We start from the raw sequence: 12,819 nt of genomic DNA, 5'->3' as shown, positions 1-12,819 counted from the left end.
GGCCGCTTGTACATCCGCCCCACCCACCCAGACAGGAGTCGTCATGGCTTTCTTGCAAGGCAAAAAAATCCTCATCACGGGCTTGCTGTCGAACCGTTCCATCGCCTATGGCATCGCCAAGGCTTGCCACCGCGAAGGCGCCACCCTCGCCTTCACCTATGTGGGCGAGCGCTTCAAGGAGCGCATCACGGAATTTGCGGCGGAATTCGGCAGCGAACTGGTGTTTGACTGCGACGTCTCCAGCGATGAACAGATCAGCGCCGTCTTCAGCGACCTGGCGCGCCACTGGGAACACCTCGACGGCCTCGTGCACGCCATCGGCTTCGCGCCACGCGAGGCGATCGCCGGCGACTTCCTCGACGGCCTGTCGCGCGACAGCTTCCGCATCGCGCACGACATTTCCGCCTACAGTTTTCCCGCCATGGCCAAGGCCGCCCTGCCCCTGCTGCATCCGGGCGCCTGCGTGTTGACCCTGACCTACCTGGGCGCCATGCGTGCCGTGCCCTACTACAACACCATGGGCCTGGCCAAGGCCTCGCTGGAAGCGTCCGTGCGCTACCTGGCCGAATCGCTGGGTCCGCGCGGCATCCGCGCCAACGGCATTTCCGCCGGCCCCATCAAGACACTGGCCGCGTCCGGCATCAAGGACTTCAGCAAACTCCTGGGTTTTGTCGCCGAGCACGCCCCGCTGCGGCGCAACGTCACCATCGACGAGGTGGGCAACACGGCCGCCTTCCTGCTGTCCGACTTGGCCTCGGGCATCACGGGCGAGATCACCTACGTCGATGGCGGCTTTTCGCAAGTGATGGCCGTCAATCCGGAAGTAGAGTAATGCGGTGACGGCCGAAATTCCTTGGAGGCATCGCATGGCACACTCCCCGCCCCCGAAGAAGGAGATCGAAGCGGCGCTGCGCCACGCGGAAAACCAGGGCTGGCGCGTGGAAGTGGGTGGCAGCCATGCCTGGGGCAAGATCTGCTGCCCGTACAACGATGCCAACTGCCGTTGCGGCGAATTCTGCATCGCCTGCATCTGGAGCACGCCGAAAAATCCCGGCAACCATGCGCGGGCGATCCGGCGGGTGGTCGACAATTGCACTTTCAATAGGCTGATGCGCGACTGCATGCAACGCAAATCCAAAGGGTAGCCATCATGGATTACATCTTCACTCTCAAATACCGCCTGCCCGACAACGAAACCGACTTCGATGCGCTGGCTGAGCGCTTGGGCGGCGGCGGTTGCGACGATGCCCTGGCCGGCATCGGGCAAGCGGGCCGCCTGGCACTGGAATTCACGCGCGAGGCCAGCAATGCCAGCGAAGCGCTGCTGAGCGCCATGGCCGATGTGAAAGCCGTCGTGCCCGGGGCCGTGCTGGCCGAGGCCGCCCCCGACTTCGTGGGACTGACCGACGTGGCACAAGTGCTGGGCTTGTCTCGCCAAAACCTGCACAAGCTGATGAACAAACACCGCCACAGCTTCCCCGCGCCCGTGCATGAGGGCAGCGCCACCATCTGGCACCTGGCCGACGTGCTGGCTTGGCTGCAGGCCAAGGGGACTTATCAGCTGGAACGCAGCCTGGTTGACGTGGCGCAAGCGGCCCGGCAAATCAACCTGGCCAGGGATATGCAACAGGCGCCGCCGCTGCCCGCCGACATCGTGGCTATGCTCCATTAAACGGAAGAAAACTACGTATTCCTACTGATTTCACATAGGAAACATGAGCAAAACGTGCTAGGACTGTCGTTTCTTCCCATTTAGGCCGTGCAAAACGGCATCAAATACGGTATAGTGTCGTTGTGCGCTGCAATATGTTCCCTTGAAGCGATGGCAACACCGCAGTCACCGCACTACAAACTTAGCAGCTTCGCAAGCCTTGGCGCATCCACAGGATGCCGCTTATAAAGCCCTCCCGCCTTGTGTGTCGCACCTGACACCGTCCCGGCGCAAAGCTTTTGTGCCGAAATTTCTTTCTAGTTGAGTCATTTCGTTTTGGTTGGCGTTGCTATTTTGCGTTCTGCTTTTTGCAAGAACGCTGATTTTTACGAAAGAAAAGAATGACATTTGAATCCTTAGGCCTGCATCCGTCCATCCTCGCCGCTCTGACCGAATCGGGCTACACCGCGCCAACCGCGGTACAGTCGCAAGCGATTCCCGCCGCGATCGAAGGCCGTGACCTGCTGGTCTCGTCGCAGACCGGTTCGGGCAAGACGGCAGCGTTCATGCTGCCATCGCTGCACAAACTGGCCAGCGCCGAACATAGCGCCGCCGGCAAGACGCCAAACCAGGAAATGCAAGCATCGCGCGCCCGCGGCGAGCGTCCACGCTTCAAGGCTGCCCAGCCAAAAATGCTGGTGCTGACGCCAACGCGCGAACTGGCCCTGCAAGTGACCACCAACACCGACAAGTACAGCACCGGCATCCGCCGCATCAAGGCCGTGTCGATCCTGGGCGGCATGCCTTACCCGAAACAGATGCAATTGCTGGCCAAGAATCCGGAGATCCTGGTCGCCACCCCAGGCCGTTTGATCGACCACATGGACTCGGGCAAGATCGACTTCTCGCAACTGGAAATCCTGGTGCTGGACGAAGCCGACCGCATGCTGGACATGGGTTTCATCGACGACATCGAAAAAATCGTCGAAGCGACGCCGGAAGGCCGTCAAACCATGCTGTTCTCGGCAACGCTCGATGGCGTGGTCGGCAACATGGCGCGCCGCATCACGAAAAACCCGCTGGTCATCCAGGTGGCAAGCTCGAGCAACAAGCATGAAAACATCACCCAGCGCGTGCACTTCGTCGACGATCTGTCGCACAAGAATCGCCTGCTGGACCACCTGCTGCGCGACGAATCGCTGGACCAGGCTGTTGTGTTCACCGCCACCAAGCGTGACGCCGACACCATCGCCGACCGTCTGAACATCGCCGGTTTCTCGGCTGCCGCCTTGCACGGCGACATGCACCAGGGCGCGCGCAACCGCACCCTGGACGGCATGCGCCGCGGCCAGGTCAAAGTGCTGGTTGCCACCGACGTTGCCGCCCGCGGTATCGACGTGCCAACGATCACCCACGTGTTCAACTACGATCTGCCGAAGTTCCCGGAAGACTACGTCCACCGCATCGGCCGTACCGGCCGCGCTGGCCGCAATGGCCTGGCCATCTCGCTGGTGAACCACGCTGAAGGCATGAACGTCAAGCGCATCGAACGCTTCACCAAGCAATTGATCCCGGTCAATGTCATCGAAGGTTTCGAGCCGAAGAAAACGGCATCGGCACCACGTTCGAGCGCCCGTCCAGGCGGCTGGAAACCAGGCGACAACCGTGGCGGCGCGAAGCCAGGCCAACGCACGTTCAGCAAGCCGGGCGCACCACGCAAGGACGGCGCACCGAGCACCGGCGGCGGCTACAAGGGTTCCAACCCGCGCAGCACCGACGGCGCACGCCGCAGCTACGGCGACCGTTAATCACGACGCCATGCCGCCGCCAGGCGGCAGGCAATAAAAAAAACGGCCACCAGATCGCTCTGGTGGCCGTTTTTTATTGCCCGGCGCATTTACTTCTTCGACACCTTCTGGCGCGACAGCTTGCGCAGCTTGGCTTGCTCGAAGCGCGCGTGCTGCTCCGGCGTCTCCAGCACCAGCGGCGGCACGGCCACCGGCTTGCGGTTCGCATCCACGGCCACCATCGTGAAGTAGCAGCTGTTGGCATGGCGCACCAGACGCTGCTGGATATTTTCCGTCACCACGCGGATGCCTACTTCCATCGACGTCGTGCCCGTGTAATTGATCGAGGCGAGAAACGTCACCAGCTCGCCCACGTGGATAGGCTGCAAGAACATCACCTGGTCCACCGACAGGGTCACCACATAGCTGCCCGAATAACGGCTGGCACAGGCATAGGCGACGCTGTCGAGGTATTTCAGGATCGTGCCACCGTGCACGTTACCGGAAAAATTGGCCATATCGGGCGTCATCAAGACCGTCATCGTCAGTTCGTGGGCCGACCAGTTCATCGCGCTGTCCAAAGTGTTCTCCAAGGGGAAATTAAAAGTGAGGAAGGATGTGAAAACCGGCCCCAGGGGCCGGTGGCTGGGACAGCTTGTTACAGTCCCAGGGTATCGATGTCGGCCAGCGAGTCGCGGCCCTTGTCGGAAATGTCGTGGCCCTCGCCGTCGGCGCGCGCCACGATGTGGGCTTTCTTGCCCAGGAAGTAAGCCACGTCCGCATCCAGCTTGGTCAGCGGATCGGCGGCGACGGCGCGCAGCCCCATGATGCAGCGGCGCAGGAACAGCAGCTGCTGTGCTTTCTCGGTGATGGACAGACGGCCATCGCGGGCATAGCTGAGCAGCTTCAGGCCGGACAGGCGCTTGGCATTGCGGGCAACGCAAGCGCTGGGGCGCTCGGTCTTGATGCCGCGTGCAACTTGCTCCAGCGCGTCATATTCATCGGTTGTTAATTTCTCGTTCTTCATTACTTTTCCATAAAAGGCCAGGTGTTCGGCCCCCATGGTACGCGCCCCGCTGCGCATCGGCAACAGGCAACGTCAATCTAGCGCCGCCCGCCATGCGGCCAGGCGGCGGAAAGACGGGCGTGATGACCGCTATTTGTAGCTGCGCAGCAGCAGCCATGCCAGGCCGCAACCAGCCACGGCGCCGGCCAAGGCCAGCGCCACGAGGTTTTTGCTGGTGATCACAGGGCGCCGGCCCAGGTAAATTTTGTTATGCAAGGAATTGCCCATGATGGTCTCCTGTACAAGAATTTTTATGATGTCTCATTATAAGAACAGAACCGTGACGGCCGCATGACACTCGACAGTTAGCGCTTGATTTGTATCCACTCGGCAACATTTATTGGCGTTTTTGTTGTTTAAATGGCGCGGCGCTGGCGGCCATCGCGCAGTCCATTTCCGATTGGAAATAGCCATGGCGCGCATCTCCCCGCCCCCGCCATGACGGGCGTGTCCTGCCGTGGGCCGCGCACGACTCGCCGCGCAGTACGCCCCCGTCGACGCCCCCGTCAATGCATTTTCACGGGCGGTGGTGGCGGCATAGGCTCCTCGACCGGCACGGGCTCGATGTGCGGCGGCTGCTCTGGCGGCGGCGTGAGGGGATCGCCTTCCGGCGGTGGCGGCATATCGGGTTCGGGCGTGCTGTGCGCACGCCGCGGGGCATGACGGGATTGTGCTTGCATGATGGCCTCCTTTGTCCCACTGTAGCCGATGCGGCCAAATCCCGGCGCCCGCCAGTGGCAGGCCAAGGGGAACTAAACAGCGTGGCGCCGCTCCAACTTGGCAGTATCTCCTCCTGCGAGTGCAAGCGATCCCCATGGCGCGCAAGAAAATCCTCTTTATGGCCGAGGCAGTGACCCTGGCCCATGTCGGCCGCCCACTGAGCCTGGCCCAGGGCCTGGACGAGGAAGCATATGAGGTGCATTTTGCCTGCGCCGATGGCTATGATTTCTGCTTCAAGCAGGCCACCTTCCGGCGCTGGCGCATCGACAGTATTTCATCGCTGCAATTCCTGCAGGCGCTGGCCCTTGGCAAACCCGTTTACACGGAAAGCGCCCTGCACGCGTATGTGGAAGACGATTTGCGCCTGCTCGATGCCGTCCGGCCTGATCTCGTGATCGGCGACTTTCGCCTGTCGCTGTCGGTCAGCGCGCGCCTGCAGCGCATTCCCTACCTTACCGTCAGCAATGCCTACTGGAGTCCCTGGGTGCGCCAGCACTACACGGTGCCCAGCCTGCCCCTGACACGCATGCTGCCGATCTGGCTGGCCCATCCCCTGTTCCGCCTGATCCGTCCGCTGGCCTTCGCCTCGCACGCCGTGCCGCTGAACCGCGTGCGCCGTCGCCACGGCCTGCCATCCCTGGGCAGCGACCTGCGGCGCATCTATACGGATGCCGACCGCACCTTGTACGCGGATATTCCACAACTGTTCCCGCCGCACGGCATGCCGTCCACGCACGACTACCTGGGCGCCATCATCTGGGCGCCGCCGCTCGACTTGCCGGACTGGTGGCAGCGCCCGGAACTGAGCAGCGGACGGCCCATCATCTATGTCACCCTGGGCAGTTCCGGCCAGGGGCAGTTGCTGCCGCGCGTGCTGCGCGCGCTGGCGCCCCTGCCCGTCACCGTACTGGCGGCCACGGCCGGCACCATCCGCGTCGACGCCGTGCCGCCGAATGCCCATGTCGCCCCCTTCTTGCCGGGCGACGCGGCCGCCCGGCGCGCCAGCCTGGTGATCTGCAATGGCGGCAGTCCCACCAGCCAGCAGGCGCTGGCGGCAGGCGTGCCCGTCATCGGCATTGCCGGCAACCTCGATCAATTCCTCAACATGCACGGCATCGCCGGCGCCGGCGCCGGCCTGCTGCTACGCGCCGACCGCTTCCAGGAAACCGCCTTGCGCCATGCGGCCACGCGCATGCTCGACGATGGCCAGGCCAGGCTGGCGGCGCGTCAGCTGGCCACGGCCATGCGCGACTATGTGCCTGGGCAACGCCTGTTATCCCATGTGCACGCCTTGCTGGGTTCGTTGCCACGTGACGGCCAGCCTTGACGACGACGTCGGTTTTTCTTACAGCGCGTGCGGGAACACCTGCATTACGTCAACAAAAGCACGCCAAGCCCTTGATTTCAAAAGACCCTCATGCGTTGGCATGGAAGTCGCTTAAGTCTGGTCATGAGCACCTGCCGACAGGACTCAGGCAAAACTTCCAGACTCACTCAACCATGAGGTGAATACAATGAAACTCTCTAAACTGAAACTGCTCCCGGCCGCGGCCGCTCTGGCCATGTTGTGCGCCGCCGGTAGCGCACAGGCGGGCGCCTACGGCTATTCCTACAACAACATCTTCGGCCTGGTCATCGGCGTGCCAACGGGGCAGATCACCGTGGCCAACAGCACCACCATCTCGCGCAGCACGGCCACCCTGAATGGCGTGAGCGTCATCAACGGCGGCGCCGGCTCGCTCGATGCGCCGCGCGCCAACGTCGGCGCCGTCACCAAGGGCGAGAACGACTTCACGCAACAAGGTCCCTCGGGCAACTACTCGCGCGGCGATGCGCAGATCGTCAGCACGCAATTCCCCTCGTTCCCGCCCGGCGCCACCTCCACCCAGGCGGTCAACGTGGCAGAAGCCCACCTCGACGGTCCCGCCGGCACGGCCGATGCCTCGGGTCGCAACGGCTCGACCACGGGCTTCTCCGTCGACTTCATCGTCGGCTCCCCCACGGCAACGCTGAGTTTTGATTTCCTCGCCTCGCCCTTCATGCAGGTCTTCCTGCAAAGCACGGTGGGCGTATTGTCCACGGCGACAGCCAACCTGGTGGTGACCTTTACCATCACCGACGCGACCGGCGCGACCGTCTTCAACTGGACTCCCGATGGCGTGGTCGGCTCCGGCATCTTCGGCGGCACGGAGAACACCGATGACGCCAACCTGAACACCAGCCTGGCAACCAACTTCCTGACGCGCGGCAACCTGTTCACCTATGACCCCACCGGTTGCGGCACGCCCACGGGCACGGGTACCGGCACGGCTTGCGGCGGCAACTTCAGTTCCGTCAGCAATGCCTTGACCGCCGGTAACTACACCCTGACCCTGAACGCGGTGGAAAGCGTAGATTTGGTGAAACAGGCGGCACCGGAACCGGGGACCTTGGCCCTGCTGGGCGTGGGTCTGGCTGGCTTGGGCTACGCCAGCCGCCGCAAAGCGCGTGCCTGAGTCATTACCGGGGGCGTTCACAGGCGAGGGAAATCTCCTCGCCTTTTTTTATGCGGCAAGCCTGTCGGTTTTCCTTACAACGCAGCCGACCAGGAGATGAGGATACTCATGACTACACTTACTTGCACCCGACTGCCAATGACCCTGCTGGCCTTGCTGTTGCTGGGTGGCAGCGGCACTGCCAGCGCCGCCGCGTACGGCTATTCATACACCAGCGTCTTTGGCCTGGTGATCAGCAATCCCACCGGCTCCGTCACCCTGCTGAGCAACATCGACCTGTCGCGCACCACCGCCACCCTCAACGGCAGCGGCGTCATCCATGGCGGCAGCAACCAGATTGACGCTGCGCAAGCGACGCGCGGCGCCGTCAGCAAGGGACAGAATGACTTTACGCAGCAAGGCATGGGCAATGCCTCGTACGCGCGCGCCGATGCGCAGATCATCAGTTCGCAGATCCCCCCGTTCCCGCCTGGCTCGACCAGCACGCACACGGTGAATGTGGCGGAAACCTACCTGGCGGGCGGCGGCAGCGCCGACGCCTCGGGCCGCAACGGTTCCACCACGGCCATGGCCGTCAATTTCGTCGTCGGCGAGCCGGGCGCGACCCTTGGCTTCGACTTCCGGGCCCTGCCCTTCATGCAACTGTATCTCGATGCCCAGGCTGGCACGGGCTCGGCGGCCAGCACCAGCCTGGCGCTCACCTTCAGCATCATCGATGAAAACGGCCAGATCGTCTTCAACTGGGCGCCCGACGGCATCATTGGTTCGGGCATCATGGGAGGCATCGAGGCGAGCGATGGCGCCAACCTGAACACGGGCTACGCGCAAACGCCGTTGACCAGCGGCAACATGCTCACGTACGACCCCAGCGGCTGCGGCTCCCCCACGGGCACAGGCACCGGCACCGATTGCGGCGCGGAGTTCAGCGCCATCACCAACAATCTTGTGGCAGGCAGCTACACGCTCGTGTTGAACATGCTCAACAGTTCTGAACTGCTTTACGTGCCGACGGATACCTCGATCCCGCTGCCGGGCACCTTGCCGCTGCTGGCGGCCGGCCTGGCCGCCCTGGCCGTCCTGAGGAGCCGACGCCACCGATACCGTTGACGCCGCCTCACTGCACAGTGACAGGCGCGACGAGCAAGTCTGCCAGCGGCCGGCGCAAGGAGCGCGCGCTGGCCGCCGGGCCGGCGCCGATGCGGCCAAGGAACACGGCCCGGTCAAACGCCGCCGCGCCCAGCACGGCCTGGCATTGCACGGCCAGTTCCTGCGCCATTTCCTGCATGCCATCGGTACGCGAGAAGGTGCGCCGTTCGCGCACGTAGCGGGCAAAGATCAGCGGCGTCAGTTCCGGCTGCAATTGCAGCCCCAGCTGCGTGGCCGTCAGCCAGAAGCGCTGCATGGCGCGGCCGGCCGCCACGTAATCGTCGATGTGACGGGGCGGCGCCTCGGCCAGCAAGGCGAAATGCGCGCCGCAGGACAGGCCGGGCAGCAAGTCCATCTGCAGGCGCGGCGCCAGCGTGCCCGCCAGCCAGGTATTGAAGAAATCCACGCGGCGCCAGCTTTGCATGATCCAGCGCATCAGGCGCGCCGTCATCGGGTCCACGCCCAGCGCCTGATCCGGGATGCGGTCGGCGCTGAAGCGCGCGCCCCACTCGATCACGTCGCGGTGCACCTTGTGCGCTTCGGGCATGGTCAGGCGCAGCTTCGCGTTGTCGAACATCAGGCGCGCGCAGGCCAGGCGCGCGCGCGCGCCTTCGAACCACTGCACGCCGTAACCGGGCGGCAAGCTGGCCGCCAGCGCCGCCTTTTCGCTGGCGCGCAGGCTGCGCGTGCTGAGCCGGCGCCGCTGCACGCTGCGCTGCGGCAAGAAGACCGCCAGCGAATCGGGCAGCATGCCGGGGCTGTCGACCAGGTGCACGTCGAACGTGGGCAGGGTGTCGGGCATGGACAGGCGCCGGCGCGCCTCCATGCGCAAGCCGTGACAGCTGGCCGCCAGCGCGATGCTTTCCAGCAAGGCGCCCAACGACAGCTGACTGGGATGGCCGTCCAGGTCGTACACGCAATGGCTGCGCGTATCGAAGCCATGCACGACGACATGGCGCTGGTCGACGACTTCAAAGCGCCACGGCTGCGTATTGTCGCCGCTGGGCGCCCAGCGCGCCTGCTCGAGAATGTTTTCCAATACGGGATCGTGCAACAGTGCTTGCGCCATTTATGCCCCCTGCGCCGCGCGGCGCCGCTTGATGATGGCCATCGTCAGGCGCTGCAGCGGATGACGATGGCCGCCGGGACGCCAGGTATGCACGAGCTTGTTACGGTAGGCGTCGAAATGCATGCCGTGCGGCGCCGCCAGCACCTTGCCGCGTTTTAACAAGATCTTCAAGGCTTCCGTGGCGGCCGCGCCCGCGCACAGCTGACAGCCCATGATGGTCGACGGCCCGCGCCGCTCCTTCAGGTTGATGGCGGACGGATCGACCAGGTAGCCGGCATGCAGTCCGGCCGGCGCCAGCCCGACGAGAAAACGCAGGGCTTTTTCTGCCTCGGGCAAGTCGCCCCAGCCAAAATACGCTTCGAACGTCATGCCGCCCGGCAGAAAGCTGAGCACGGCCGTACCCATGCCCAGCGGCGCGGCCGTGATGGCGGGGATGCCCAGGCGCGCGCAGGTGGCGAAGGTGGCCTGGCGCGCGGGAAAGGCGAAGAAATCCAGACCGTCCACGTACAGGTCGACGCCGGCAAAGAACTCGGCCAGGTTGCTGTCGTGTATGCCGTCAGTAAATTGTTTAATCTCAAGTTCGGGATTGATATCACGCGCCATCTGCGCCAACACCGCCACCTTGGGCTGGCCCAGGGTGGACACCATGGCGCCGGCCTGGCGGTTGAAGTTGGCGATATCGAAGGTGTCGAAATCGGCGATGTGAAAAGCGCCGATGCCCAGCCGCGCCAGGGTCAGCAAGTGCACGCCGCCCACGCCGCCCATGCCGGCGATGGCCACGCGCTTGCCGCGCAGGCTATCCTGCTCCGCCTGCGTGACCCAGCCCAGGTTACGGGCAAATGCCGCGTGATAGGAAAAACCGTCTGTCATGCTCACCTCTTCCGTGCGTCCATGGCGGACGAAGAAGGTTGGACAGGTGAGCGGTGGCTAAGTTCCCGCCCTGACAGAAAACAGCTGGCTAGCGCGTCAGGCGGCGCGGCGCGGCCGGTGCCGTGCGCGTCACGCCCGCCGCTGCGCCCACCTTGAACACGCTGACGATCTGCGCCAGCCCGGCCGCCTGTTCGTTCATGGCTTGCGCCGCCGCCGAAGCCTGCTCGACGAGGGCCGAGTTTTGCTGCGTCATGTTGTCCATCTCGACGATGGCCTGGTTGATCTGCTCGATGCCGGCGCTCTGCTCGGCGCTGGCCGAGGAAATCTCGGCCACGATATCGGTCACATGCTGCACGCTGGAGACGACCTTTTCCATCGTCTCGCCCGCCAGCGCCACCAGTTTCTCGCCGGCGCCCACTTGCTCGGCGGAACTGTCGATCAATTGCTTGATCTCTTTCGCGGCGGCGGCCGAGCGCTGCGCCAGGTTGCGCACTTCGGACGCCACCACGGCGAAGCCGCGGCCCTGCTCGCCCGCGCGCGCCGCTTCCACGGCCGCGTTCAAGGCCAGGATATTCGTCTGGAAAGCGATGCCGTCGATGACGGCGATGATGTCGCCGATCTTTTTCGACGAGGCATTGATGGCGCCCATGGTGTCGACCACCTGGCCCACCACGCCGCCCGCCTGCGTCGCCACTTGCGAAGCGGAAATAGCCAGCTGGTTGGCCTGGCGCGCATTGTCCGCATTCTGGCGCACGGTCGAGGTCATCTCTTCCATGGTCGAGGCCGTCTCTTCCAGCGATCCCGCCTGCTGTTCCGTGCGCGCCGACAGATCATGGTTGCCGGAGGCGATCTCGCCCGACGCCGTGGAAATGGATTCCGCGTCGTTGCGCACCTGGCTCACCAGATGGGCCAGGTTATCGCGCATGGCCTTGATCGCCATCAGCAAACTGGACGTATCGCCGGGGCGGGTGTCGATGTGCGTGGTCAGGTCGCCTTTGGCGATCTGCGCCACGATGGCCGCTGCATAGTCGGGTTCGCCACCGAGCTGGCCCAGGATGCGCCGCAGCATCAAGGCCGCCAGGCCGCCCACCACCAGCATCAGCGCGCCGCCGATGGCCAGCAGCACGCCCGCCTGGGCCCAGAACTTGTGGTTGATGTCATCGATGTAGGTGCCCGTGCCGATCAGCCAGTCCCACGGCGCAAATTTCACCACCGCATACATCTTCGCCACAGGGTCCGCCACGCCGGGACGCGTGCCATCCGCCTGCACCAGGCCGATGCGGCTGGTGGCCAGGGCCGCGCGGTAGCGGTCACCCGACTGCTTCATGTTCTTTTGCGGCGTGCCGATGCGCGAGGCATTCGGATGCACATAGAGCAAGTCGGTGCTGAAATCGCGCACGAAATAATACATCTCGTCCTTGACGAAGCTGCCGATGGCCAGCTTGGCCTGCTGCTGGGCTTGCTCACGCGTGAGCTTGCCCGACTGTTCCAGCGCATACGCCTTTTCCACCGAGGCATTGGCCAATTCCACCAGCACCGTCAATTGCTCGACCCTTTCCGCCATCATGGTCTGGCGCAAGGAATACAGGGAAAAGGAAGCGATGAGGACGATGCCCAGCAAGGTGCTGAAACACAATAAAAGAATGCGCGAACGGAGAGTCATGGGTGCCTGGCTAGAAAATAAAGCGTGGAATTATAAACAATTTCCATAAGGAAATCTTTTCAGAAAAGCAAAGCGGGCGGCGCTACCAGGCTGATGCCCGGCAGGCACCGCCCGCTTTGTTGTTGCTCGCTCGTTACTGGAGCTTCACGCCAAGGCTTCCTTGGCCGCCTCTTCCGGCGTCAAGCCGTCGTAGAACTGGTCGGTGAACCACTCGACCTGCTCTTCGATATGCTCCTGGGCCTGCGCCACGGTGGCGCCACCGACCACGAGGAAACCCTCGACCTCGATACACCAGTTGATCAATTCCAGGGTTTCCGGATCGAGTTCTTCTTTCTTGGCCATCGTATTTCCT

At 63.7% G+C, this 12,819-nt stretch carries 15 protein-coding genes; 7 read left to right on the top strand and 8 right to left on the bottom strand.

What is annotated here, in order from left to right:
- The first annotated feature begins 43 nt into the window (after window positions 1–43).
- The 4 genes from fabI to J0O65_RS19730 all read left to right on the top strand — a co-directional run bounded on the left by fabI (window position 44) and on the right by J0O65_RS19730 (window position 3,459).
- On the top strand, window positions 44–832 hold the full coding sequence (fabI, locus tag J0O65_RS19745; RefSeq protein WP_215408927.1) for an enoyl-ACP reductase FabI: 789 nt from the start codon (window positions 44–46) through the stop codon (window positions 830–832).
- A gap of 34 nt (window positions 833–866) precedes the next feature.
- Complete coding sequence (locus J0O65_RS19740) at window positions 867–1,145, top strand: hypothetical protein (protein ID WP_215408926.1); 279 nt, start codon at window positions 867–869, stop codon at window positions 1,143–1,145.
- A 5-nt stretch (window positions 1,146–1,150) separates the two neighbouring features.
- The gene (locus J0O65_RS19735; protein WP_215408925.1) at window positions 1,151–1,672 is read left to right on the top strand and encodes a helix-turn-helix transcriptional regulator; all 522 of its coding nucleotides are present in this window, start codon (window positions 1,151–1,153) and stop codon (window positions 1,670–1,672) included.
- Between the two features lie 380 nt (window positions 1,673–2,052).
- Complete coding sequence (locus J0O65_RS19730) at window positions 2,053–3,459, top strand: DEAD/DEAH box helicase (protein WP_215408924.1); 1,407 nt, start codon at window positions 2,053–2,055, stop codon at window positions 3,457–3,459.
- A gap of 89 nt (window positions 3,460–3,548) precedes the next feature.
- Here the strand turns inward: J0O65_RS19730 and J0O65_RS19725 are convergent, their stop codons facing one another.
- The 4 genes from J0O65_RS19725 to J0O65_RS19710 form a co-directional block, all read right to left on the bottom strand.
- Window positions 3,549–4,007: an acyl-CoA thioesterase gene (locus J0O65_RS19725; protein WP_034750191.1), complete on the bottom strand. Its 459-nt coding sequence runs from the start codon at window positions 4,005–4,007 to the stop codon at window positions 3,549–3,551.
- A gap of 89 nt (window positions 4,008–4,096) precedes the next feature.
- The gene (locus J0O65_RS19720) at window positions 4,097–4,465 is read right to left on the bottom strand and encodes a hypothetical protein (RefSeq protein ID WP_215408923.1); all 369 of its coding nucleotides are present in this window, start codon (window positions 4,463–4,465) and stop codon (window positions 4,097–4,099) included.
- Window positions 4,466–4,594: 129 nt separating this feature from the next.
- A complete protein-coding gene (locus J0O65_RS19715; RefSeq protein ID WP_180979422.1) occupies window positions 4,595–4,732 on the bottom strand; it encodes a hypothetical protein in 138 nt (45 codons plus the stop codon).
- A 278-nt stretch (window positions 4,733–5,010) separates the two neighbouring features.
- On the bottom strand, window positions 5,011–5,184 hold the full coding sequence (locus tag J0O65_RS19710; protein WP_215408922.1) for a hypothetical protein: 174 nt from the start codon (window positions 5,182–5,184) through the stop codon (window positions 5,011–5,013).
- A 134-nt stretch (window positions 5,185–5,318) separates the two neighbouring features.
- Between J0O65_RS19710 and J0O65_RS19705 the strand changes: the two genes are divergently transcribed.
- The 3 genes from J0O65_RS19705 (at window position 5,319) to J0O65_RS19695 (ending at window position 8,826) form a co-directional block, all read left to right on the top strand.
- Entirely contained in the window at window positions 5,319–6,551 is a 1,233-nt protein-coding gene (locus J0O65_RS19705) for a glycosyltransferase (RefSeq protein ID WP_215408921.1), read from the top strand.
- Between the two features lie 187 nt (window positions 6,552–6,738).
- A complete protein-coding gene (locus J0O65_RS19700) occupies window positions 6,739–7,719 on the top strand; it encodes an EDSAP-1 family PEP-CTERM protein (RefSeq protein WP_215408920.1) in 981 nt (326 codons plus the stop codon).
- Window positions 7,720–7,827: 108 nt separating this feature from the next.
- The gene (locus J0O65_RS19695) at window positions 7,828–8,826 is read left to right on the top strand and encodes an EDSAP-1 family PEP-CTERM protein (protein WP_215408919.1); all 999 of its coding nucleotides are present in this window, start codon (window positions 7,828–7,830) and stop codon (window positions 8,824–8,826) included.
- 7 nt (window positions 8,827–8,833) lie between these two features.
- Here J0O65_RS19695 and J0O65_RS19690 read toward each other — a convergent pair whose 3' ends face one another.
- The 4 genes from J0O65_RS19690 to J0O65_RS19675 all read right to left on the bottom strand — a co-directional run bounded on the left by J0O65_RS19690 (window position 8,834) and on the right by J0O65_RS19675 (window position 12,809).
- Window positions 8,834–9,934 carry a nitroreductase family protein gene (locus J0O65_RS19690; protein ID WP_215408918.1) on the bottom strand — a complete coding sequence of 367 codons (1,101 nt, stop codon included), beginning with the start codon at window positions 9,932–9,934 and terminating at the stop codon, window positions 8,834–8,836.
- Window positions 9,935–10,804, bottom strand: coding sequence for a ThiF family adenylyltransferase (locus tag J0O65_RS19685; RefSeq protein WP_215408917.1), 870 nt, complete (start codon window positions 10,802–10,804; stop codon window positions 9,935–9,937).
- 88 nt (window positions 10,805–10,892) lie between these two features.
- Window positions 10,893–12,467 carry a methyl-accepting chemotaxis protein gene (locus tag J0O65_RS19680; protein WP_215408916.1) on the bottom strand — a complete coding sequence of 525 codons (1,575 nt, stop codon included), beginning with the start codon at window positions 12,465–12,467 and terminating at the stop codon, window positions 10,893–10,895.
- Window positions 12,468–12,611: 144 nt separating this feature from the next.
- Window positions 12,612–12,809 carry a hypothetical protein gene (locus J0O65_RS19675; protein ID WP_215408915.1) on the bottom strand — a complete coding sequence of 66 codons (198 nt, stop codon included), beginning with the start codon at window positions 12,807–12,809 and terminating at the stop codon, window positions 12,612–12,614.
- Window positions 12,810–12,819: the final 10 nt, after the last annotated feature.

The sequence above is a fragment of the Janthinobacterium sp. JC611 genome (genome assembly GCF_018682595.1).
Lineage (GTDB): Bacteria > Pseudomonadota > Gammaproteobacteria > Burkholderiales > Burkholderiaceae_D > Janthinobacterium.
Note: the sequence above shows the minus strand (reverse complement) of the source record. Positions and strands in the feature narration are given on the sequence as shown.

Bases quoted from the DNA above. Each gene is read 5' to 3' on its own strand.
- fabI (WP_215408927.1), top strand. From the start codon at position 44: ATGGCTTTCTTGCAAGGCAAAAAAATCCTCATCACGGGCTTGCTGTCG.
- J0O65_RS19740 (WP_215408926.1), top strand. From the start codon at position 867: ATGGCACACTCCCCGCCCCCGAAGAAGGAGATCGAAGCGGCGCTGCGC.
- J0O65_RS19735 (WP_215408925.1), top strand. From the start codon at position 1,151: ATGGATTACATCTTCACTCTCAAATACCGCCTGCCCGACAACGAAACC.
- J0O65_RS19730 (WP_215408924.1), top strand. From the start codon at position 2,053: ATGACATTTGAATCCTTAGGCCTGCATCCGTCCATCCTCGCCGCTCTG.
- J0O65_RS19725 (WP_034750191.1), bottom strand. From the start codon at position 4,007: ATGAACTGGTCGGCCCACGAACTGACGATGACGGTCTTGATGACGCCC.
- J0O65_RS19720 (WP_215408923.1), bottom strand. From the start codon at position 4,465: ATGAAGAACGAGAAATTAACAACCGATGAATATGACGCGCTGGAGCAA.
- J0O65_RS19715 (WP_180979422.1), bottom strand. From the start codon at position 4,732: ATGGGCAATTCCTTGCATAACAAAATTTACCTGGGCCGGCGCCCTGTG.
- J0O65_RS19710 (WP_215408922.1), bottom strand. From the start codon at position 5,184: ATGCAAGCACAATCCCGTCATGCCCCGCGGCGTGCGCACAGCACGCCC.
- J0O65_RS19705 (WP_215408921.1), top strand. From the start codon at position 5,319: ATGGCGCGCAAGAAAATCCTCTTTATGGCCGAGGCAGTGACCCTGGCC.
- J0O65_RS19700 (WP_215408920.1), top strand. From the start codon at position 6,739: ATGAAACTCTCTAAACTGAAACTGCTCCCGGCCGCGGCCGCTCTGGCC.
- J0O65_RS19695 (WP_215408919.1), top strand. From the start codon at position 7,828: ATGACTACACTTACTTGCACCCGACTGCCAATGACCCTGCTGGCCTTG.
- J0O65_RS19690 (WP_215408918.1), bottom strand. From the start codon at position 9,934: ATGGCGCAAGCACTGTTGCACGATCCCGTATTGGAAAACATTCTCGAG.
- J0O65_RS19685 (WP_215408917.1), bottom strand. From the start codon at position 10,804: ATGACAGACGGTTTTTCCTATCACGCGGCATTTGCCCGTAACCTGGGC.
- J0O65_RS19680 (WP_215408916.1), bottom strand. From the start codon at position 12,467: ATGACTCTCCGTTCGCGCATTCTTTTATTGTGTTTCAGCACCTTGCTG.
- J0O65_RS19675 (WP_215408915.1), bottom strand. From the start codon at position 12,809: ATGGCCAAGAAAGAAGAACTCGATCCGGAAACCCTGGAATTGATCAAC.